The sequence below is a fragment of the Streptomyces sp. NPDC007164 genome (assembly GCF_040634135.1).
GTDB lineage: Bacteria > Actinomycetota > Actinomycetes > Streptomycetales > Streptomycetaceae > Streptomyces > Streptomyces sanglieri.
The window spans coordinates 1-21,983 of record NZ_JBEYFB010000050.1 but is presented as its reverse complement, the minus strand read 5'-3'; the positions used below and the strand labels follow the sequence as shown (position 1 = coordinate 21,983).

Here is a 21,983-nt window from a genome sequence, read left to right as displayed (position 1 = left end):
TACAAAGCATTAATTTTCAGTCGTCGCACTACGGATTTCGCAGGTCACACCCTCCTGTCCCAGCAATCTGTCGGCCAGACCCCGGTGCAGCCCGGCCGCAGCCGGGTCACCGAGCCGGTCGAGCGTGTCGGCCAGCCGGAGCTCCAGCGCCGCCTGAAGCCGTACGTCACCGGCCCGCCTGGCCCACTCGACGGCCTCCTGGCAGGTGTGCAGGGACTCGTGCGGCCGGCCCGCGTACTCCTGCACCCGCGCCGCCTCGCTGAGCGCCCGCGCCTGGGCCGGCACGTCGCCGAGCCTGCGGTACCCGGCCGCCGCGGCGCGCCAGTTCCGCAGCGCCTCGCCGTACCGCCCGGCATAGGTGTGGACGGCGCCGAGCCGCCCGTAGAGCCGTGCCTCGTCGGCCCGCTCCCCCTGGGTGAGCCGCTGCGCCAGCGCGCGGCCGTACCAGTCGGAGGCCCGCTGGAAGTCCCCCAGCTCGGCGTAGGCGCCGCCTACGGATTCCATCGCGCGGCCGGTGGCGTACAGGTCCTTCGCCGCCCGTCCGGCGTCCAGCGCGGCCCGGTAGCGGGCCAGCGCCTCCCGGGTGCGGCCGGTCCTGGCGTCGAGGTCGGCGAGGTTGAGCAGCGCGGCGGCCCGCTCGCGCGGCAGCTCGCGCCGCTCGGCGACGGCCAGTACCAGACCGTGCAGTCCGTACAGCTCGGGCGCGGCGGCCTCGGTGCCCCGGTGCACGGCCAGCGCCCGCACCAGCGCGGACACCAACCGCCTTGCCAGGGTGTCGAGTTCACCGTCCTCGACGGCGACCCGGGCCGAGGCCAGCAGGGCCGGCCGGCGGATCCGCAGCCATTCGGCGGCCGCCTCGGGGCCCGGGAAGCGCAGCGACCGCGGAAGCCCGGCGAGCCTCCGGCGGGCCGGTGAGCCCTCGGGTTCGGTCACCGCCCGGCAGGACTGCAGCAGCCGTACGGTGCGCTCCAGCATCCGGGCCCTGGCCAGCTGGACCTCCGCCGGCCGGTCCCTGGACTCCAGCAGCGGCCGCAGCAGCGGTGCGAGGCAGCCGGGCACCTCGTACTGCGGCTGGTCCGCCCCGTTGGTGTGCAGCAGCCCCAGGGCCACGAAGTCGTCGAGGGTCGTCTGGGCGGCCGAGACGGAGCAGCCGGCCAGCGCGGACGCGGTGTGGGCGTCGGCGAGTCCGGCGGGGGCGAGGGCGAGCAGTCGCAGTATCCGGGCGGCGGCCGGCGGCAGCGATTCGTGGACCAGCCGGAAGGCGCGGGCCAGCGGCCGGGAGCCGGTGGACCGCTCGGTGTCGTCCGGCAGTTCGCGCAGCTGCTTGGTGACATCGGCGACCGACGCCATGGGGCGGGCGGCGAGCCAGCCGGCGACCATCACCAGCGCGGCCGGCTGTCCGCCGCACTCCTCGGCGAGGGTCTCGGCGGTCCGCGGATCGACGGTGATCCGGACCTCTCCGATGGTGCGGGCGAGCAGCCGCACGGCGGAGCCCGCGTCCAGACCGCCGATGGTGCAGGGGCGGACGCCCGGGATGCCGGTCAGCGGGCCCTCGGACGTGGCGACGACCAGGCAGTCCGGGTTGTCGGGAAGCAGCGGGTCGACCTGTTCCGCGTCCACCGCGTCGTCCAGGAGCAGCAGGGCGCGGCGTCCGGCGAGCTCGTCGCGGACCATCCCGGCGAGCTCGTCCCCGTCCGCGCCGGGCGGCCCGGTCACCCCCATCCGGTCGAGCAGCTCCCGGGCGGTGCGCTCGGTGGGCACCGGCACGCCGCCAGGGTCGGTGAGCCTGACCCGGAACAGTCCGTCGGGGTGGTCGCCCTCGGCGAGCAGTCTCCGGGTGAGCTCTCCGGCGAGCGCGGTGCGTCCGGAGCCGGGGCGTCCGGCGATCAGCAGGAACCGGGCGCGGGCGGCCTTGCGGCCGGCCAGGGTGTCCAGGCCGGCCCGTTCGATGTCGGTCCGCAGCGCCTTCAACTCGCGGGCCCGGCCGAAGAATTGGGGTGGGGCGGTACCGGACGGCTCCTCGGTTCCCGCTGCCTCGGCCGGGTCGCTGGTGTCCACCGCCTGATCCGTCACGGGCCACGCTCCACTTCGCTGCACGCGTCGCCCGCCGGGACTCCGGTCAGGGCATTGTGAGCGTAGTTCAGGCGTGTGGGCGTTTTCCTCCGAGCGCGACCGAGCACAACACCGAGGTCCCCCGATCGGATCAGCATCTTGTCCGATCGAAGGACCTCGGTGTGCGCCGTTCGGTGGCCGAACGGTCCGTCAGGCCTCGAACGGGCGGGCCGGCCACGGCGCGCCGGCCGGGCGCAGCGAATCGATCCCGTCACCGGCGAGCACCGCCGCGAGCGAGAGGACGCCCACCACGAGGCAGTTGTTGTGCAGCTCCCCCGCGAGCACGCCCCGTACCAGCTCCTGGAGCGGCACCCGGGCCAGCTCCATGTCGGCCTCCTCCTCGGAGACCTCGAAGCGCTCCCCGTCGGCCTCGGAGAGGCCGCGGGCCAGGAAGATCCGTACGGCCTCGTCGCAGCCGCCCGGTGTGGTGTAGACGTCGGTCAGCACCCGCCAGTCCTCGGCCTTGACGTACGCCTCCTCGTAGAGCTCGCGCTGCGCCGCGTGCAGCGGGTTCTCACCGGGGACGTCGAGCAGTCCGGCCGGGATCTCCCAGAGCTTGTGGCGCACCGGGTGGCGGTACTGCCGCAGCACGACGACCCGGCCGTCGTCGTCGAGCGCGAGCACCGCGACCGAGCCCGGGTGGACCTGGTAGTCGCGGCGTACGACCGTGCCGTCCGGCATCACCACTTCGTCGGTGCGGACGCTGGTCTTGTTGCCGGTGAAGGGCGTCTCGGTCGCGGTGACCTGCCACTCCTCGGGCGTGTCCTGGAAACCCATCTACGTCCTCCCACGAAAAACAGAAACCGGGGTACGCGTCCTTCGAAGGACGCGTACCCCGGTCAACGTTAACGCCTGTGCGGCGCCGGACTACTTGCCCGGCTGCCTGCCCTTGCCGTCACCCGCCGCGGCGCCCGTCTTGCGCGCGACGGCCGCCTTCACCAGGCCCGCGAAGAGCGGGTGCGGGCGGGTCGGACGGGACCGGAGCTCCGGGTGCGCCTGGGTGGCGACCAGGTAGGGGTGGATCTCGCGCGGGTACTCGACGTACTCGACGAGCTTGTTGTCCGGGGAGGTGCCGGAGAAGACCAGACCGGCCTTCTTCTCCAGCTCGGCCCGGTAGGCGTTGTTGACCTCGTAGCGGTGGCGGTGACGCTCCTCCACGTACGGCTCGCCGTCGTACGCCTCGCGGACCAGCGAGCCCTCGGCGAGCTTCGCCGGGTACAGGCCGAGCCGCATGGTGCCGCCCAGGTCGCCCGCGCCCTCGACGTACGCCAGCTGCTCCTCCATCGTCGAGATGACGGGGTGCGAGGTGGCGGCGTCGAACTCGGTGGAGTTGGCGTCGGGGATCTCGGCGAGGTTGCGCGCGGCCTCGATCACGATGCACTGGAGACCGAGGCAGAGGCCGAGCAGCGGCACCTTGTTCTCGCGGGCGTACTGGATGGCGCCGATCTTGCCGTTGACACCGCGGTCGCCGAAGCCGCCGGGGACGCAGATCGCGTCGACGTCACCGAGCTGCTTCGCGGCACCCGACGGGGTCTTGCAGTCGTCCGAGCCGACCCACTTGACCTTGACCCGCGCCTTGTTGGCGAAGCCGCCGGCCCGGATGGCCTCGGTCACCGACAGGTAGGCGTCGGGCAGGTCGATGTACTTGCCGACGAGCGCGACGGTGATCTCGTGGTCGGGGTTGTGGACGCGGTCCAGCAGGTCGTCCCACGTCGTCCAGTCGACGTCGCGGAACGGCAGGTCGAGCTTGCGCACGACGTAGGCGTCCAGGCCCTCGGTGTGCAGCACCTTCGGGATGTCGTAGATCGACTTGGCGTCCACACAGGCCACCACGGCGGCCTCGTCGACGTCGCACATCAGCGAGATCTTGCGCTTGATGGCGGTCGGTACGTCACGGTCGGCGCGCAGCACGATGGCGTCCGGCTGGATACCGATGTTGCGCAGCGCGGCCACCGAGTGCTGGGTCGGCTTGGTCTTGAGCTCGCCGGACGGGCCGATGTAGGGCAGCAGCGAGATGTGCACGACGAAGACGTTGTCCCGGCCGACCTCGTGGCGGACCTGGCGGACGGTCTCCAGGAACGGCAGCGACTCGATGTCGCCGACCGTGCCGCCGACCTCGGTGATGACGACGTCGACGTCGTCGGTGGCCATGCGGCGGATCCGGTGCTTGATCTCGTTGGTGATGTGCGGGATGACCTGCACGGTGTCGCCCAGGTACTCGCCGCGCCGCTCCTTGGCGATCACCTGCGAGTAGACCTGGCCGGTGGTGACGTTGGCGGAACCGTCGAGGTCGACGTCGAGGAAGCGCTCGTAGTGGCCGATGTCCAGGTCGGTCTCGGCGCCGTCGTTGGTGACGAACACCTCACCGTGCTGGAACGGGTTCATCGTGCCCGGGTCGACGTTGAGGTAGGGGTCGAGCTTCTGCATGGTGACCCGAAGGCCGCGCGCCTTGAGCAGGGCACCGAGGCTGGAGGCAGTCAGACCCTTGCCGAGGGATGAGGCGACACCCCCGGTGACGAAGATGTGCTTGGTCGTCGTGGATGTGGGCTGCATAGCCAAAGGGGGCTCCCGTGGTCGCGATCGTGAGGTGCGTACCGGCGTTTTCGTCCGGAGACTCCGGAGGCGCCGTCGCTGCGGTTCGGGGGCCTCGTCTGCGGTTGCGGACGACCACCGGTCCACGGGCTACCAGGGTATCAGCGCCGAAGGGAGCCCGCTTCCGGCAGCATCCGCACGCCCACCTCGCATGATCACCACGAGTGCCCGTACACACACCCGTTCGGGTCAGACGTGTTGCTGAGACGGTCGCGCGGATCATCCGGGTGCGTCGTATCCTGCTCGGACACTTGCCCCGGGCGAGGTGACTTGTTCGCAGGATCCCCCACAACAACCCCTTGCGACGACCTCTTGACCCGCAGTAATGCCCTACGGGGCGACATGGCCGTTCGACTGGAGACGCACGTGGCCGGGCGCATCGAGGATTACGCACTCATCGGAGACATGCAGACCGCCGCCCTGGTCTGCCGGGACGGCACAGTGGACTGGCTGTGCCTTCCCCGCTTCGATTCGCACGCCGTCTTCGCGGGACTGCTGGGTACCGAGGAGCACGGCTTCTGGCGCCTCGGTCCGGCCCGGGCGGACGGGACGCAGCCGCCGGCCGCGGACCGCCGCCGCTACCGCGGGGACTCCCTCATCCTGGAATCGGAGTGGGACACACCGCGCGGAACGGTCAGAGTGACCGATTTCATGCCGCCGCGTGACGGTGCGCCGCAGGTGATCCGGATCGTGGAAGGGATCAGCGGCCGGGTGCCGATGCGCTCCGAGCTGCGCATGCGGTTCAGCTACGGACGGGTCACCCCATGGGTGCACAAGGTCGACGGCCGTACGGTCGCCGTCGCGGGCCCCGACTCCGTCTGGCTGGACACCCCCGCCGAGACCTACGGCGAGAACCTCACGACGTACTCCGACTTCACGGTCGCGCCGGGTGACCGGATCGCGTTCACGATCAGCTGGCAGCCCTCGCACCACGAGCCGCCCGGTCTGCCGGACCCGGAGGGTTCGCTGGACGCGACGGCGGACTTCTGGCGCAATTGGGTCGAGCAGTGCACGTACCACGGGCCCTACCGCGAGGCCGTGGTCCGCTCCCTGATCACCCTCAAGGCCCTGACGTACGCCCCGACCGGCGGCATCGTCGCCGCGCCGACCACCTCCCTGCCGGAGGACATCGGCGGCTCCCGCAACTGGGACTACCGCTACACCTGGCTGCGCGACGCCGCGATCACGCTCTCCTCGCTGCTGCGCACCGGCTACCGCGAGGAGGCCCGCGCCTGGCGCGAGTGGCTGCTTCGGGCGGTCGCCGGCGACCCGGAGAACCTCCAGATCATGTACGGCATCGCGGGCGAGCGCGAGCTGGGCGAGGCCGAGCTGGACTGGCTGCCCGGCTACGAGAACTCGGCCCCGGTCCGGGTCGGCAACGGCGCGGCGGGCCAGCTGCAGCTGGACGTGTACGGCGAGGTCACCGAGGCGCTGCACCTCGCCCACATGACCGGACTGACCCGCAACGACTACGCGACCGGCCTCCAGCTCAAGCTGATCGAGTACCTGGAGAAGCACTGGGACGAGCCGGACGAGGGCATCTGGGAGGTGCGCGGGCCGCGCCGTCACTTCGTCCACTCGAAGGTGATGGCCTGGGTCGCCGTCGACCGCACCATCAAGCTCATCGAGTCCGGGGACGCGGAAGGGCCGCTGGAGCGCCTGCACGAGCTGCGCGACGACATCCACCGCGACGTCTGCGAGCGGGGCTACGACCCGGAGCGCAACACCTTCACCCAGTCCTACGGCTCGAAGGAACTGGACGCCTCGCTGCTGCTGATCCCGCAGATGGGCTTCCTGCCCCCGGACGACAAGCGCGTGATCGGCACGATCGAGGCGATCCAGCGCGAGCTGTCCACCGAGGACGGCTTCGTGCTGCGCTACCCCACCTCGGGCGAGGACGCGGGCGTCGACGGCCTGGAGGGCGACGAGGGCGCGTTCCTGGCCTGCTCGTTCTGGCTGGCGGACGATCTGGCGATGATCGGCCGGGTCGACGAGGCCCGCCAGCTCTTCGAGCGGCTGCTGTCCCTGCGCAACGATCTGGGCCTGCTCGCGGAGGAGTGGGACTCCCGGCTCCAGCGGCAGGTGGGGAACTTCCCGCAGGCCTTCAGCCATGTGCCGCTGATCGACACGGCACTGCGCCTGACGGCGAGCGGGGCGTACGTCGGCTGAGAGCCTGTCGGGAGGACCTCCGACCGGGCGTACGCCGGCTCAGAGCCAGTCGGACCTCCGGCCGGGCGGCCACCCGACAGGCTCTGAGCCCGGCTCACGGGGCGGGCGCGGACCCGTCCGCCCCGGTCACCACGGGCCGCCGTGACGGCAGCCCCCATTCGCTCCAGGACCCGTCGTACACGGCCTGTCCGCGGTACCCCGCCAGTTCGGCCCCCAGGGCCAGGACGCACGCGGTGACCCCCGAACCGCAGCTGACGACCAGCCGCTCGCGCTCCCCGGCGAGAGCGGCGAACACGGCGCGCAGCTCGTGCGCCGGGCGCATCCGCCCGGCGCGCTGGAGCTCCCCGAAGGGGAGGCCGACCGCCCCCGGCATGTGCCCGGCGCGCAGTCCGGGCCGGGGTTCGGCGACGGTGCCGGTGAACCGTTCCCGGGCACGGGCGTCGAGGACCACCGTCGCGGGGTCGGACAGCGCCGCCGCCACCTCCTCGGCGCCGACGAACATTCCCGGGCGCGGCCGTGCGGTGAAGTCGCCGGGCGTCACGACGGGGGCGGGCCGGGCGTTCTCCAGCGGCAGTCCGGCGTCGGCCCAGGCGGGCAGGCCGCCGTCGAGCACCGCGACCCGGTCGAAGCCCATCGCCCGCAGCATCCACCAGGCCCGCGCGCTGGAGTAGATGCCCGCGCCGTCGTGGACGACGACGGTGTCACGGTCGTTCACGCCGAGGGAGCGCAGCTCCTCGGTGAACCGGCCGGCCCCGGGCATCGTGTGGGGCAGCGGGCCGGAGTGGTCGGACAGCGCCCCGTCGATGTCGAAGGGCCGCGCTCCCGGGATCCGCCGCTCACCGCCCCGGTGCGCGCCGACCGAGGCGTCGAGGACCACCAGTCCCGGCCGGCCGAGCCGCCGCGCCAGCCAGTCGGTCCCGACCAGCGGGCCGGGAAGCTCCGGACCGCCCGGGTACGCCGGTACGTCGTCGCCCACGTCTGCTCCAGGTCCGGTTCCGGCTGTCGGGGCCGCCCGGCATGCCGGGCCTGCCGGCCCGGACCGCACGGCGTTCACAAGATCGCAGCGGCGATCGTCCCATGTCAACAACTGCCCCGCGGCTCCCCCGGTGGCTCCCCCGACGACGCCTGCGGCGGCCGGGGCCGGTACCTTCCTGAATCAGGGGCGACCGCCGTCCGACCCGAGTGGAAACGCGAGGCCAGAGCCAGTGGAGACGCAAGGCGGAATCACCGTGCAGCGAGCCCTCGAACTGCCGGGGCTGCGCGGTGGGCTCCCCGAGGTGGTGGCCGGCGCGGACCGGCTGAACCGTACGGTGCGCTGGGTGCACGCGGGCGAGGTCCCGAACATCGCCTCGCTGCTCAAGGGCGGTGAACTGCTGCTCACCACCGGTCTCGGGCTCGGCACCCGCCCCGCCGAGCAGCGCGCCTTCGTCCGCAGGCTCGCTGACCGGGGCATCGCCGCCCTGGTGGTGGAGCTCGGACCGCGCTTCAGCAGACTGCCCGCGTCGATAGTGGACGCCGCCCGCGCCGCTGGGCTGCCGCTGGTGCAGCTGCACCGCGAGGTGCCGTTCGTGACGGTGACCGAGGAGATCCACACCGAGATCGTCAACGGTCACTACGCGCTGCTGCGGCAGGCCGAGGATGTGCACCGCAGGTGTACGGAGGCGCTCCTGGGCGGCGGTGGGGTGCCCCAGGTGCTCGGCATCCTGGCGGACTTCGCGGCCAATCCGGTCTTCCTGGAGACGGCGGACGGCCAGCTGCTGTACGCGGCGGGCCCCGGCTCCGGCCCGGTCTGTGCCGATCCGCTCCAGGTGTGGGACGGGATGCGCGGTGGGCGGGCGGCCCGTGAGACCCCGCCCACCGGTTCGGTGCTGGTGGATGTGCCGGGCGGCGGCCCCGGCTCCGGGGCGGTACGGGCCAGGCTGGTGCTGCTGGCCGTGGCCGGGCCGCTGGTGACGGTGCACCGGATGGCGGCGGAGCGGGCGGCGGGCATCCTCGCCGTGGTGCTGATGCAGGCCCGCCAGGAGGAGGAGCTCGCGGCTCGCGGCCGGGGCGACTTCCTGACCGATCTCGCCGAGGGCCGGATCACGCCGGAGGACGCGCCCGCGCAGGCCCGCGTACTGGGCTTCAAGCCGGCCGAGATGCCGCTGCTGCCGGTGGTGATGCGGCTGGCCCCGGAGCTTTCGGTGTCCGGGAACTGGGCGTTGCTGGCGCGGGCGGTGCTGGAGGAGCTCTCGTCGGTGGGGGTGCCGGTGCTGCTGGGCGTGCGGCCCGTGGAGGGCCGGGTTCCGGTGCTGCTGGGGCTGCGGTCCGAGACGGAGCGCACGGCGGTCGCGGACCGGGTCGCGGCGGCGCTGCGGGCCGGTGTGGAGCGGGCCGGTCTGGAGCGGGCCGGATCGCAGCCGCCGGTCGTGGTGGTGGGGGTGGCGGGCGGCTGGGCGGCGGCCGGCGCGGGGCTGCGGCACGCCGCCGAGACGGCGACGGCCGCGCACGGTCTCAGCGACCGGCCCTGGTACGACGCCCGGCGCCTCGACATCGATCTGCTGCTGTGGCGGCTGCGGGACCACCCGGACCTGGCGGCGTTCGTGGACCGGGCGATCGGCCCGCTGCGCGATCACGACCGCACCTCGCGCCCGGCGCTGCTGCCGACGCTGGAGACGTATCTGGCCCACGCCGGACGCAAGGCGGAGACGGCGCGTGAGCTGCATCTGAACCGTCAGACGCTGTACAACCGGCTGGCCCGCATCGGCGAGCTGCTCGGCACCGACCTGGACGACCCGCAGGCGGTACTGGCGCTGAGCCTGGCTCTGCGGGCCCGCCGCCACACCTCGTGACCGGGCGGCGGCTCACCGCGTCCGTGCCGCCGGCGGCTGGGCCAACTCGTCGTACACGCTGAGCACCTGGGCGATCGTGTCGTCCTCGGTGGGCCAGCTCGCGGCCTGCGCGAGCCCCGCGGCCGCCATCTCGGCGCGCCGTCCGGGATCCCCGAGCAGCCTGGCCACCGCCCGCGCGAGCGCCTCCGCGTTGCCGTACGGCACGAGTTCCGCCGCGTCCCCCACGAGTTCGGGCACGCCACCGACCGCGGTGGCGACCAACGGGACGCCGAGCCGCAACGCCTCCTGGGCCGACACCGAACGCGCCTCCCAGCTGCTGCACAGCACGGCCAGGTCCGCGGCGGCGAGCAGTTCGGCGTGGTCGTCACGGCTGCCGATGAGCCGTACGGGCAGCTCCTCGTTCCTGATCCGGCGCTGGAGCGCGGCCCGTTCGCGCCCCTCGCCCACGACGACCAGGAGCGGCACGGGGTCCAGCTCGCGCCACAACCGCGCGGCGTCCAGCAGGGAGCCATACCCGTGATGCGGTACGAGACTTCCGCGGGCGAAGATCAACGGCCGTTCCACCGCCCCGAGTTCGGCCCGCGCCTTGCCCGCGTGGGCAGCGGCGGGGAGTCGGGGGACGGGGGCGGAGACCGGTGCGAGCCGTGCGTCGCGCGCGCCCCGGTGCCGGGCCCGGTCGACCAGGTCGGAGGTCGTGCCGAGCACAACTGTCGCCGCCCTGGCGGCCCTTCGCTCCATCAGCCCGATCAGCCGGCTGCGGGCACCTTCGGCGTGCGCGCGGGCGTGCCAGGTGACGACCAGCGGGACGTGCCGGCCGCCGAGCGCGAGGGCGGCGCGCACGGCGGCGTGCGGGCCGTGCGCGTGGACGACGTCCGCCGTCAGGCAGGCGGCTCGCAGGGCGGCGACGGCGGCGGGATCACTGCGCCGGGGTACCGGCGCGAAAGCGGCGCCCGTGCCGGAGTAGTCGTAGGCGTGGTCCAGTTCGGCCGGGGCGCAGACGGTGACGTGCACGCCCCTCGCCACGAGTCCCGCGGCAAGCGAGCTGACGTGGGCGCTGCTGCCCGCGCTGCCGCCGCCCAGGACTTGGACCGTACGCAGTTGTGACACGTTGATTGGCTCCCGGGGGTCCCGAGTCGGCGGTTTTGGCACCGCCAAGGATGCCAGTCCGTACGCGCGTTCCGGCACAATCGAGCCGCCGTTGCGGCCCGCACCGCAACAACCGGACCCGGCCCATCACTCGCCCGGGTGAGAAACCGGCACGTAGTTGCCGCGCCCGCCCCTGCGGCCCCTCCGTCAGCGGTCCGCCGGCGTCCGGGCGATCCGGCGGCCGATCCGGTCCCCGTAGACCGCCGCGGCGACCAGCCCCGCGGCATGCGCGGCGAGTCCGGCCCGGCCGCGGCCCGCGACGATCGCGACCCCGAGGCCGGCCCCCAGGGCATGGGCCCCGGTGTCCCCGAGCATGGTCCGCTCGCCCAGGTCGTCGGCGGCGAGCGCGGCCACGGCACCCACCGGTGCGGCGGCGAGTCCGCTCGGCAGGCCGGGGGCCCCGAGGGCGAGGACGGTGGCGGCGGCCGCCGCGGGCCGCACGTCGGTCAGGTTGACGAGATGGGCGGTCCCGGCGATCACGACCGCGGCGAGCACCCGGTCGACGGGCCGCTCCTTGAGCAGCGCACCGGCCGCGAGCCCGGCGGCCCCGATCCCCAGGAGCTTCACCGCGCCGGAGGTCACCTCGCCGTCCCGCAGCGCCCCGAGGTGGGCGCGGAACCCGCGGCGCGGATCGTCCGCCCCGGCGAGGTCGTCGTACGCGCCGCAGCCGCCGGCCGCCAGCACGGCGAGCGCGGCGGCGCACCGGGTACGGGCCGGCAGCGGGAGGACGGCCGCTCCGGCCGCGGTGCCGAGGACGGCGGCCGGACCCGCGTACAGATCGACGGTCCGGCCCACGTGGTTGGTGCGCTGCCAGTGCGGACGCGGCCGGGCCCGCAGCGCCCGGTACACACCCCCCGCGACGACGGCGGCGACGGCACCGGACTTCACGGCCCTGCTCGACGCTGCTCCCATGCCGGCCACACTACGCAGCGGCCCGCCGGGGCCACCCGGCGGGCGGGGCCCCGCTACCCGTCGGCCCGCGCTGCGGCCAGCAGTTCCTCCGCGTGGGCCCGTGCCGTGCGGGAGTCCTCCTGGCCGGCGAGCATCCGGGACAGCTCCCGCACCCGGTCCTCGCCCTCCAGGACCGTGACCCCACTGCTGGTCACCGATCCGTCGACGGTCTTCTCGACCAGCAGCTGCCGGTCCGCGAAGGCCGCCACCTGCGGCAGGTGCGTGACGACGACGACCTGGGCGGACCTGGCGAGCTTGGCGAGCCGCCGCCCGACCTCGACCGCGGCCTTGCCGCCGACGCCCGCGTCGACCTCGTCGAAGAGGTACGTGGGTACGGGGTCGGCGCCCGCGAAGACCACCTCGACGGCGAGCATCACCCGGGACAGCTCACCGCCCGACGCCCCCTTGGCGATCGGCCGGGGATGGGCGCCGGGGTGCGGGGCCAGCAGCAGCTCGACCTCGTCGGCGCCGGACGGCCCGTAGAGCACGCTGCGCCCGTCGATCTCGATGCCGGACGCCTCGTCGGCCGCCTCCGTCTGCCGGATGTCGAAGGAGACCCGGGCGTGCGGCATGGCCAGCGAGGCCAGCTCCGCGGTCACCGCCTCGGCGAAGAGCGCGGCCGCCCGGTTGCGTGCGTCGGTCAACACCTGGCCGAGGCCGGAGAGTTCGTCCCGCAGCGCGTCGCGTTCGGCGGTCAGCTCGCCGATCCGGTCGTCGTCGCCCTCCAGCTCGGTGAGCCGGGCGGCGCCCTCCTGGGACCAGGCGAGCACGGCGCCGATGTCCTCGCCGTACTTCCGGGTGAGCGCGGTGAGCGCGGAGCGGCGCTCCTCCACCGCGGCGAGCCGCAGCGGATCGGCGTCCAACTGGTCGGCGTACCCGGCCAGTTCGCCCGCCACGTCGGAGAGCAGGATCGAGATCTCGCCGATCCGGTCGGCCAGCGCCGCCAGTGCCGGATCATGGGCGCGCACGGCGTCCAGGGACCGTCCGGCGGCCGCGACCACGGTCGTGGCGTCGATGCCCTCCGGGTCCTCCGGATTGCCCGCGAGTGCGGTGTGCGCGAGAGCCGCGGCGGAGGAGAGCGCTTCGGCGTGGCCGAGCCGTTCGGCCTCGGCGGCGAGGTCGACGTCCTCACCGGCCAGCGGCTCGACCGCGGCGATCTCGCCCAGCCCGAAGCGCAGCAGATCGGCTTCCTGGGCGCGTTCCCGGGCCCGCGTGGTCAGCGCGTCGAGCTCCGTGACGACGGCCCGCAGCCGCCGGTAGGCCGCCGCGTACTTCGCGTGCGGCCCGGCGACGCCGTCGCCCGCGTAGCGGTCGAGCGCCTGCCGCTGCCGGGCGGGCTTGAGCAGCCCCTGCTGGTCGGTCTGGCCGTGCACGGCGACGAGTTCGTCGGCGAGTTCGGCGAGCACTCCGACCGGCACCGACCGGCCGCCCAGATGCGCCCGGGAGCGCCCCTCGGCGGAGACGGTACGGCTGATCAGCAGCGCGCCGTCCTCGATCTCGGCCCCGGCCTCCTCGGCCCGCAGGGCGACGGTGTCGCCGTCGGACACCGTGATCCGCCCCTCGACGACGGCGGCCTTGGCCCCCATCCGTACCAGGGCGGGGTCGGCGCGCCCGCCGAGCAGCAGCCCGAGGCTGGTGACGACCATGGTCTTGCCCGCGCCGGTCTCACCCGTCACCGCGGTGAAACCGGGTGACAGCTCCACCACCGCGTCGTCGATGACTCCGAGCGACCGTATCCGCATCTCCTCCAACACGGACACGACCTTACGAGGTCCGGGCGCCGATGTGCGACGGACCCCGCCTCCCGGGGGCTGCTCTCCCATGTGTTCACGATCCATTCGCAACACCTCCGGGGGAATGTCCGACGGTCAGTGCGGTGCGCCCCGCCACCCCGAGACCGGCAGGGCGAATTTGGCGACCAGCCGGTCGGTGAACGAGGCGTGGTGCAGCCGCGCCAGCCGTACCGGCACCGCACCGCGCCGCACCTCGACCCGGGCGCCGGCGGGCAGTTCCACGGTCCTGCGGCCGTCGCACCACAGGACCCCGTGCGGGGTGTGCTGCTGGACCTCTACGGCGAGCACGGACGTCGGGGAGGTCACCAGCGGCTTGGCGAACAGCGCGTGGGCGCTGATCGGCACCATCAGCAGCGCCTCGACCTCGGGCCAGACGACGGGACCGCCCGCCGAGAAGGCGTAGGCGGTCGATCCGGTCGGGGTCGCGCAGACGATCCCGTCGCAGCCGAACCCGGTCACGGGGCGGCCGTCGATCTCCAGCACGACCTCCAGCATCCGCTCGGGCGACACCTTCTGCACGGCCGCTTCGTTGAGCGCCCAGTCGGTGTGCACGATGTCGCCGTTGCTGTGCACCAGTACGTCGAGGGTCATGCGCTCCTCGACCTGGTAGGCCCGGGTCACGACCCGGTCGACGACCTTGTCCAGATCGTCCCGCTCGGCCTCGGCGAGGAAGCCGACCCGGCCGAGGTTGACGCCGAGCATCGGCACCCCGGACGCGCGGGAGAACTCCGCGCCGCGCAGCAGCGTCCCGTCCCCGCCCAGCACGATCAGCAGTTCACAGCCGTCCACGGCCTTGGGCGTGGTGTCCGTGACCGTCTCCACGGACGGCGGCAGCGGCAGATCGGCCGCCTCGGTGGCCAGTACCCGCACGCCCAGGCCGCTGCGCAGCAGCCCCTGTACGACCAGTTCGGCACTGCGGATCGCGGCCGGACGGCCGGTGTGTGCCAGAAGAAAGACAGTTCGTGCCGCATTCGTCGTCAACGAGGCCCCTCCGCCACTGCACGGTCGACATCTGCGGGATCCAGCTCAGGTGCTCCTGCCCGCAGCCAGAGAAAGTACTCGACGTTCCCGGCGGGCCCCGGCAGCGGGCTCGCCGTCACTCCCCGCACGCCGAGCCCCAGTCCCCAGGCCCGGCGCGCCACTTCACGTACCGCTTCGGCCCGCAGCTCGGGGCTGCGCACCACGCCGCCGCTGCCCAGCCGCTCCTTGCCCACCTCGAACTGCGGCTTGACCATGAGGACCAGGTCCGCGTCGGGGGCGGTGCAGCGGGCCAGGGCGGGCAGGACCAGACCCAGCGGGATGAACGAGAGGTCGCCGACCACCAGGTCCACCGGCTGTCCGTCGATCGCCTCCACCGTCAGCTCGCGGACGTTGGTGCGGTCCTTGACGGTGACGCGCTCGTCGGACTGGAGCGACCAGGCGAGCTGCCCGTAGCCGACGTCGACGGCGACGACATGGCCGGCGCCGGCCCGCAGCAGCACATCGGTGAACCCACCGGTCGACGCCCCGGCGTCCAGCGCCCGCCGGCCCTCGATCTCCAGCCCGAGGGGCACGAAGGCGGCAAGGGCGCCCGCGAGCTTGTGCCCTCCGCGCGAGACGTACCCGGGGTCGCTGTCGTCCTCGATCACGACGACGGCGGCGCTGGTCTCGACCTGGGTGGCGGGTTTGGTCGCGGTGTTCCCCCCGACGGTCACCCGCCCTGCGGCGATCAGCTGGCTCGCGTGCTCGCGCGAGCGTGCGAGCTTGCGGTGTACCAGCTCGGCGTCGAGGCGGCGACGGGCCACTCTTGCCACGTTCGGTTCAGCTCCTGTTGTCGTACGAGGGCATCGGTGCGGGTACCGGTGCGGGTGCGGGCCCGGCGTCCAGCGCCGTCAGCGTTTCGCGCAGCCCACGGTGTACATCCTCGTACACCTCGATGTGTCCGTCCGCCGGGAGGTGGTCCGCATCGGCGAGACGCTCCAGCCCGGCGTCCACCCCGGCGTTGCCCGTGGGGGCGCGTACGACGCCGAGGGGCGCGGGCGCGGCGGGGTCGGGCGGGGTCCCGGCGGCCGGGTCCTCCGCTCCGCTCCCGGGCACTGTTCCGGCTGCCGTCCCCGGTTCCGGCATCGAGTCGCTCATGCGGGAAACGCTACCGCGAAGGGCTGCGGTACCGTCGGTCACAATGGCGACCATGGCGGAGTGCCGCAGCGCACTCGACAGACTTTCCGACAACCTCGCGGGGGCCGACGGCGCCGTGCGCGGCGCGGCCGCGCTCGACCGCTCGCTGAGCTGCCACATCAAGGACCTCGACCGCACCTTCACCGGGCGGCTGACCGATGGCCGGATCCAGGTCCTGGACACGGTCGACGGCCCGCCCCGCGAGAAGGCCGAGATCCGGCTCGCGATGACCGGCGACGACCTGGTGGCCATGGTGGACGGCGAGCTGAACTTCGCCAAGGCGTGGGGTTCGGGCCGGGTCCGTCTGGAGGCCGGCTTCCGCGACCTGCTGAGGCTCAGGTCGCTGCTGTAGGAATCAGCTCGCCGACAAGTACGGATCAGGTCGCCACGATGCGGCCCAGCTCGCCACGATGCGGCTCAGCTCGCCACAGTGCCGATCAGGTCGCCGCTGCTGCCTGCCGGGCGCGGCTTGCGTGCGGCGGGCACCACCAGCGGGGTTCCGGTCTCCGGGTCGTCGATGACCTGACAGCGCAGCCCGAAGACCCGCTCCACCAGTTCCGCGGTGACCACCTCGCCCGGCGCCCCTTCCGCGATCACCTCGCCCTCCCGCATCGCGATGAGGTGGGTGGCGTACCGCGCGGCGTGATTCAGATCGTGCAGGACGGCCACCAGGGTGCGCCCCTGCGTCTCGTGCAACTCCGCGCAGAGGTCGAGGACATCGATCTGGTGCTGGATGTCGAGGTACGTCGTCGGCTCGTCGAGCAGCAGCAGCGGCGTCTGCTGCGCGAGCGCCATGGCGATCCAGACGCGCTGACGCTGACCGCCGGACAATTCGTCGACATAGCGATCGGCGAGTTCACCGACTCCGGTCGCCGCCATCGATTCCTCGACAATGCGTTCGTCGTCCGGCGACCACTGACGCAGCAGCCCCTGGTGCGGATACCGGCCACGCCCGACGAGGTCGGCGACGGTGATCCCGTCCGGCGCGATGGAGGACTGCGGCAGCAACCCCAGAGTCCTGGCGACCTTCTTCGCGGGCATCGCGTGGATCGCCTGCCCGTCCAGGAGCACCCGCCCGCTGTCCGGTTTCAGCATCCGCGAGAGCGCGCGCAACAGGGTCGACTTGCCACAGGCGTTGGGGCCGACGATCACCGTGAACGAGTTGTCGGGAATCTCGACCGAGAGATTCTCCGCGATGACCCGCCGGTCGTAGCCGAGGGTCACCGAGTCCGCGGTGAGGCGCTGCATGGTCGTACTCCCGGAGCCGGAGGTGATCGGGTGCGGGACGACGACACACCGAACAGGGACAGGTTAGGCAAGCCTACCCTCTCCCGTGCCGGTGTCGTCGGGAGCCCCCGCTGTCGTCGGAGCCCCCGCTCTACAACCCCAGCCGGGCGACCGCCTTGCCGGCGTCCAGCCCGCACGAACCGTCCCCCGCGTACGTCCACGCCGCCCCGCAGAGCGCCCGCAGCCCGTCGATCACGTCACCGTCCCCCGCCAGCACCAGCTCGTCCCCGCGCGCCGAGGCCGTCCAGCCCCCGCACCCGAAGCCCTCGCCGCTCTCCGTCACCTCGGGCTGCCCGGTCAGCAGCCCCCGCAGATCCGCGTCGATGTACGTCGGCCGGTGCTCCGGCAGGGCGGCGACCAGCTGCGCCGCGTCCGTCACCCCGGTCAGCACCAGCAGGGAGTCCACCCCGCCGTTGAACGCGCCCTCGATGTCCGTGTCCAGCCGGTCACCGACCACCAGCGGGCGCTCGGCCCCGGTCCGCAGCACCGTCTCCCGGTGCATCGGCGGCAGCGGTTTTCCGGCAACCTGCGGCTCGGCCCCGGTGGCGATCCGTACGACCTCCACCGCCGCGCCGTTCCCCGGTGCGATGCCCCGGGCGCTCGGGATCGTCAGATCCGTGTTGGACGCGAACCACGGGACCCCGCGCGCGATCGCGTACGCGGCCTCGGCGAACCGCCCCCAGGCCATGTCGGGGCCGCCGTACCCCTGCGCCACCGCGACCGGCTCGTCGTCCGCCGACTCCACCGGCACCAGACCGCGCTCCCGGAGCGCGACCCGCAGCCCCTCGCCGCCCACCACCAGCACCCGTGCCCCGGCGGGCAGCTGATCGGCCATCAGCCGGGCCACCGCCTGCGCCGAGGTGATCACATCGGCGGGCTCCGCGGGTACGCCGATTTCGGTCAGGTGGGCGGCCACCGCGGCCGGCGTCCGCAGGGCGTTGTTGGTCACGTACGCCAGGTGCATCCCGCCGTCCCGCGCCGCCCCCAGCGAGTCGACGGCGTGCACGATCGCGTGACCGCCCGCGTACACCACCCCGTCGAGATCCAGCAGCGCCGTGTCGTACGCCTCGTTCAACGCGGTACCGCTGCCGCTGGGCCTGTTCCTGCTCGCCTGACTCATTCTTTGCGCTCCTCGTCCCATGCTTTCTGTTCCGATCATCGCGCATCCCGTCCGCGCACATACGATGCAGAAATGAACACATCAGGTCCGGCCGTCCAGGGACTGCGTCTGATTCCGTTCCGTGGACTGCGGTACGTTCCCGAGCGGGTCGGCAGTCTCGCCGCGGTGACCTCACCGCCGTACGACGTCGTCGTGCGCCCCGACGGTCTGCACCACCTGGAGTCGGCGGACCCGTACAACATCGTCCGGCTGATCCTGCCGCAGGCGGACACGGCCGCGGCCCGCCACCAGCAGGCGGCACAGACCCTGAAGCACTGGCTGGCCGAGGGCGTACTCGCACCTGACAGCGAGCCCGCGCTGTACGTCTACGAGCAGCGCAACAACGAGATCCTGCAACGCGGCGTGGTCGGGGCGCTGGCACTGTCCGCCCCGGCCGACGGCATCGTGCTGCCGCACGAGGACGTGATGGCCCATGTCGTCGAGGACCGGGCCGATCTGATGCGCACCACCGCCGCCCACCTCGAACCGCTGCTGCTCACCTACCGCAGCGACGACGACGGCCCGGGAGCGACCGCCGTCATCGAGCGGACCACGGACCGCCCACCGCTGCTCGCCACCACGACCGAGGACGGCTACCACCACCGGCTCTGGGCGGTCACCGACCCGGCCGACCGGGCCGAGATCGAGACCGATCTCGGCCGCCATCAGGCCCTGATCGCCGACGGCCACCACCGCTGGGCCACGTATCTGCGCCTCCAGCAGGAGCACACCGCCCCGGGCCCCTGGGACTTCGGCCTGGTCCTCCTCGTCGACACGGCCCGCTACCCGCTCCGGGTCCGGGCGATACACCGGCTGCTGCACCGCCTCCCGGTCGCCGATGCCCTCGCCGCGCTGAACGGCCTCTTCCGCGTCCGCGACCTGGATGTGCCGCTCCCCGTGGCCCTGGACGCGCTCGCCGAGGCAGCCGCCGAAGGCAACGCGTTCCTGCTCGCGGGCGACGGCGGTTTCCATCTCGTCGACCGCCCCGACCCCGGTCTGCTGTCCCGCACGATTCGCGCCGACCGCCCGGCCGCCTGGCGGACCCTCGACGCGACGGTCCTGCACTCGGCCCTGCTCGACCACATCTGGCGGATTCCCGACGCTCCGGAGCACATCGCGTACATCCACGACACCGCAGCCGCCGTGGAACAGGCCGAACGTCACGGCGCGACGGCGGTCCTGATGCATCCGGTACGCGAAGAGGTCGTCCGGGACCTCGCCCGGCAGGGAGTCACCATGCCGCGCAAGTCGACCTCCTTCGGCCCCAAGCCGGCCACCGGCCTGGTCCTGCGGAGCCTCGACCTCGACTGACCCACAGCAACAAAAAAGGGCGGCACCCCTCCCGGGGTGCCGCCCTCTCTCATGCCTTACGCCTCCGACGGACGGTCCTCGTCGTCGCTGTCGCCGCCCTCAGCGGTGGCAGCGGACTCGGAAGCCACGTCGGTGTCGACCGCCGCCTGGTCCTCGTCCTCGTCGAGTGCATCGACGAACTCGACGCCGTCCATCTCGGCGAGCCGGTCGGACGCGTCGGTGGAGCCGTCCTTGTCGGCCTCCAGGGCCTTCCCGAACCACTCACGTGCCTCGTCCTCGCGCCCGGCCGCGAGCAGCGCGTCGGCGTACGCGTAGCGCAGCCTGGCCGTCCACGGGTGCACGGCGTTCGAGGCGAGCTCGGAGCTCTGCAGTGTGACGATGGCCGCGTCGAGCTGCCCCATGTCCCTGCGCGCCCCGGCAGCCACCAGGCGCATCTCGACCTGTCCGGCCTTGTCGAGCTTCTGCACCTCGGCCTCGCCGGCCATGGCCATCGCGCGCTCGGGCCGCCCGAGTCCACGCTCGCAGTCGGCCATGACGGGCCACAGTTCCACGGACCCGGTCATCCGCTTGGCGGCCCGGAACTCCGCCAGCGCCTCCGAGTACTTCTGCGTGGCGTACGCGGCGAACCCGGCAGCCTCACGCACCGCGGCCACCCGCGAGGCCAGCCGGAGCGCGATCCGCGAATACGCGTACGCCTGCTCCGGGTCCTCGTCGATCAGCCGGGCCACCATGACGAGGTTGCGCGAGACGTCCTCGGCCAGGGTCTTCGGCAGGCTCATCAGCTCCTGCCGCACGTCCTTGTCGATCTCGTCGCCGGTGACGTCCTCCGGAATCGGAAGCCGCTTGATCGGCTCACGGTCCCGGTCGTCCCGACGCTCGTACCCACCCCGGTCGTCGCGCCCGCGGTAGCCACCCCGGCCCCCACGGTCGTCCCGCTGCCCGCGATATCCCCCACCCCGGCTGTCGTCCCGGCGGAAACCGCCGCCGGAGCCACCGCCGCGGTTGTCGTCGCGGCGGTAGCCGCCACCACGGCTGTCGTCATCCCGGCGAGGTCCACGCGGCCGGTCATCCCGACGCTCGAAACCACCCGAGGGACGCCCACCACGCTCATCGTCACGACGCGGCCCACGATCACGGTCACGATCGTCCCGACGGAACCCACCACCAGTGGAACCACCACGGCTGTCATCACGACGGAACCCACCACCAGTGGAACCACCACGGCTGTCATCACGACGGAACCCACCGCCGGAGCCACCACCACGGCTGTCATCGCGGCGGGGTCCCCGGTCGCGGTCACGGTCGTCACGGCGGAAGCCACCACCACCGCCACCGCTTCCGCCGGTGGGCCGGCTGTCGTCACGGCGGAAGCCACCGCCGGAGCCGCCACCGCGGTTGTCGTCGCGACGGAAGCCGCCACCACGGCTGTCGTCATCCCGGCGAGGTCCACGCGGCCGGTCATCCCGACGCTCGAAACCACCCGAAGGACGCCCACCACGCTCATCATCCCGACGCGGCCCACGATCACGGTCACGATCGTCCCGACGGAACCCACCACCAGTGGAACCACCACGGCTGTCATCACGACGGAACCCACCACCAGTGGAACCACCACGGCTGTCATCACGACGGAACCCACCGCCGGAGCCACCACCACGGCTGTCATCGCGGCGGGGTCCCCGGTCGCGGTCACGGTCGTCACGGCGGAAGCCACCACCACCGCCACCGCTTCCGCCGGTGGGCCGGCTGTCGTCACGGCGGAAGCCACCGCCGGAGCCGCCACCGCGGTTGTCGTCGCGACGGAAGCCGCCACCACGGCTGTCGTCATCCCGGCGAGGTCCACGCGGCCGGTCATCCCGACGCTCGAAACCACCCGAAGGACGCCCACCACGCTCATCATCCCGACGCGGCCCACGATCACGATCGTCCCGACGGAACCCACCACCAGTGGAACCACCACGGCTGTCATCACGACGGAACCCACCACCGGAGCCACCACCACGGCTGTCATCACGGCGAGGTCCCCGGTCGCGGTCACGGTCGTCACGGCGGAAGCCACCACCACCGCCACCGCTTCCGCCGGTGGGCCGGCTGTCGTCACGACGGTAGCCACCACGGTCGTTGTCACGACGCGGCCCGCGATCCCGATCACGGTCACGATCGTCCCGACGGCCGCTGAAGCCGCCTCGGTCACCACCGTCCCGGCGACGCGGCTCGCGCTCCGAACGATCGTCGGGAGAGTTGGTGGACATCGGCGTGACTCCTGTCATCGGGTACTACAAGACATTCTGGCGCAGCCGGACATCCGACGCGCTCCGGCAAAAACAAAAGGACCCTTGGTCCCAGCGTGGACGCTGGGACCAAGGGTCCTTGAAAGATTGTTCGGCGGCGTCCTACTCTCCCACAGGGTCCCCCCTGCAGTACCATCGGCGCTGAAAGGCTTAGCTTCCGGGTTCGGAATGTAACCGGGCGTTT

At 72.9% G+C, this 21,983-nt stretch carries 18 protein-coding genes and 1 rRNA gene; 4 read left to right on the top strand and 15 right to left on the bottom strand.

Translation table 11 applies throughout. The annotated features are described in order from the left end of the window. Window positions 1-9: 9 nt before the first annotated feature. The 3 genes from ABZ622_RS35415 to ABZ622_RS35405 form a co-directional block, all read right to left on the bottom strand. Window positions 10-2,073, bottom strand: a complete 2,064-nt coding sequence (locus ABZ622_RS35415; protein ID WP_360550408.1) for a tetratricopeptide repeat protein — start codon at window positions 2,071-2,073, stop codon at window positions 10-12. Between the two features lie 189 nt (window positions 2,074-2,262). After that, on the bottom strand, window positions 2,263-2,889 hold the full coding sequence (locus ABZ622_RS35410) for an NUDIX hydrolase (protein ID WP_360550406.1): 627 nt from the start codon (window positions 2,887-2,889) through the stop codon (window positions 2,263-2,265). A gap of 90 nt (window positions 2,890-2,979) precedes the next feature. After that, window positions 2,980-4,665, bottom strand: coding sequence for a CTP synthase (locus ABZ622_RS35405; protein WP_360550404.1), 1,686 nt, complete (start codon window positions 4,663-4,665; stop codon window positions 2,980-2,982). A 381-nt stretch (window positions 4,666-5,046) separates the two neighbouring features. Between ABZ622_RS35405 and ABZ622_RS35400 the strand changes: the two genes are divergently transcribed. Then, window positions 5,047-6,873: a glycoside hydrolase family 15 protein gene (locus ABZ622_RS35400; RefSeq protein WP_360550402.1), complete on the top strand. Its 1,827-nt coding sequence runs from the start codon at window positions 5,047-5,049 to the stop codon at window positions 6,871-6,873. A gap of 94 nt (window positions 6,874-6,967) precedes the next feature. Here ABZ622_RS35400 and ABZ622_RS35395 read toward each other — a convergent pair whose 3' ends face one another. Continuing rightward, complete coding sequence (locus tag ABZ622_RS35395; RefSeq protein WP_360550400.1) at window positions 6,968-7,849, bottom strand: sulfurtransferase; 882 nt, start codon at window positions 7,847-7,849, stop codon at window positions 6,968-6,970. Window positions 7,850-8,078: 229 nt separating this feature from the next. On the opposite strand from ABZ622_RS35395, the gene ABZ622_RS35390 reads away from it, so the two are divergent. Next, the gene (locus ABZ622_RS35390) at window positions 8,079-9,704 is read left to right on the top strand and encodes a PucR family transcriptional regulator (RefSeq protein ID WP_360550398.1); all 1,626 of its coding nucleotides are present in this window, start codon (window positions 8,079-8,081) and stop codon (window positions 9,702-9,704) included. Between the two features lie 12 nt (window positions 9,705-9,716). Here the strand turns inward: ABZ622_RS35390 and ABZ622_RS35385 are convergent, their stop codons facing one another. From ABZ622_RS35385 to ABZ622_RS35360, 6 genes are all read right to left on the bottom strand, one after another. Continuing rightward, window positions 9,717-10,811, bottom strand: coding sequence for a glycosyltransferase family 4 protein (locus tag ABZ622_RS35385; RefSeq protein ID WP_360550396.1), 1,095 nt, complete (start codon window positions 10,809-10,811; stop codon window positions 9,717-9,719). A gap of 186 nt (window positions 10,812-10,997) precedes the next feature. Next, window positions 10,998-11,762: a hypothetical protein gene (locus ABZ622_RS35380; protein ID WP_360550394.1), complete on the bottom strand. Its 765-nt coding sequence runs from the start codon at window positions 11,760-11,762 to the stop codon at window positions 10,998-11,000. A gap of 53 nt (window positions 11,763-11,815) precedes the next feature. Beyond that, window positions 11,816-13,561: a DNA repair protein RecN gene (gene recN, locus ABZ622_RS35375; protein WP_360550392.1), complete on the bottom strand. Its 1,746-nt coding sequence runs from the start codon at window positions 13,559-13,561 to the stop codon at window positions 11,816-11,818. Between the two features lie 108 nt (window positions 13,562-13,669). Beyond that, the gene (locus tag ABZ622_RS35370) at window positions 13,670-14,575 is read right to left on the bottom strand and encodes an NAD kinase (RefSeq protein WP_072484231.1); all 906 of its coding nucleotides are present in this window, start codon (window positions 14,573-14,575) and stop codon (window positions 13,670-13,672) included. Continuing rightward, window positions 14,572-15,387 carry a TlyA family RNA methyltransferase gene (locus ABZ622_RS35365; protein WP_266916830.1) on the bottom strand — a complete coding sequence of 272 codons (816 nt, stop codon included), beginning with the start codon at window positions 15,385-15,387 and terminating at the stop codon, window positions 14,572-14,574. Before ABZ622_RS35365 ends, ABZ622_RS35370 begins: the two co-directional genes overlap by 4 nt. A gap of 7 nt (window positions 15,388-15,394) precedes the next feature. Next, the gene (locus ABZ622_RS35360; protein WP_360550389.1) at window positions 15,395-15,712 is read right to left on the bottom strand and encodes a hypothetical protein; all 318 of its coding nucleotides are present in this window, start codon (window positions 15,710-15,712) and stop codon (window positions 15,395-15,397) included. Between the two features lie 43 nt (window positions 15,713-15,755). Between ABZ622_RS35360 and ABZ622_RS35355 the strand changes: the two genes are divergently transcribed. After that, complete coding sequence (locus tag ABZ622_RS35355; protein WP_360550387.1) at window positions 15,756-16,103, top strand: SCP2 sterol-binding domain-containing protein; 348 nt, start codon at window positions 15,756-15,758, stop codon at window positions 16,101-16,103. A gap of 65 nt (window positions 16,104-16,168) precedes the next feature. Here the strand turns inward: ABZ622_RS35355 and ABZ622_RS35350 are convergent, their stop codons facing one another. Both ABZ622_RS35350 and ABZ622_RS35345 read right to left on the bottom strand, forming a co-directional pair. Beyond that, complete coding sequence (locus ABZ622_RS35350) at window positions 16,169-16,999, bottom strand: ABC transporter ATP-binding protein (protein ID WP_360550385.1); 831 nt, start codon at window positions 16,997-16,999, stop codon at window positions 16,169-16,171. A 130-nt stretch (window positions 17,000-17,129) separates the two neighbouring features. Then, window positions 17,130-18,158, bottom strand: a complete 1,029-nt coding sequence (locus tag ABZ622_RS35345) for an HAD hydrolase-like protein (RefSeq protein ID WP_360550383.1) — start codon at window positions 18,156-18,158, stop codon at window positions 17,130-17,132. Between the two features lie 72 nt (window positions 18,159-18,230). Between ABZ622_RS35345 and ABZ622_RS35340 the strand changes: the two genes are divergently transcribed. Beyond that, on the top strand, window positions 18,231-19,508 hold the full coding sequence (locus ABZ622_RS35340; protein WP_360550381.1) for a DUF1015 domain-containing protein: 1,278 nt from the start codon (window positions 18,231-18,233) through the stop codon (window positions 19,506-19,508). A 56-nt stretch (window positions 19,509-19,564) separates the two neighbouring features. On the opposite strand, the gene ABZ622_RS35335 is transcribed toward ABZ622_RS35340, so the two are convergent. From ABZ622_RS35335 to rrf, 3 genes are all read right to left on the bottom strand, one after another. Continuing rightward, window positions 19,565-20,287: a tetratricopeptide repeat protein gene (locus ABZ622_RS35335; protein ID WP_360550379.1), complete on the bottom strand. Its 723-nt coding sequence runs from the start codon at window positions 20,285-20,287 to the stop codon at window positions 19,565-19,567. Next, window positions 20,287-21,660 (bottom strand): hypothetical protein, encoded by a 1,374-nt coding sequence (locus ABZ622_RS35330; protein WP_360550377.1) that lies wholly within the window; start codon window positions 21,658-21,660, stop codon window positions 20,287-20,289. The genes ABZ622_RS35335 and ABZ622_RS35330 overlap by 1 nt, the downstream gene beginning before the upstream one ends. Window positions 21,661-21,888: 228 nt before the next feature. Further along, window positions 21,889-21,983, bottom strand: a 5S ribosomal RNA gene (gene rrf / locus ABZ622_RS35325); the annotation flags it as partial.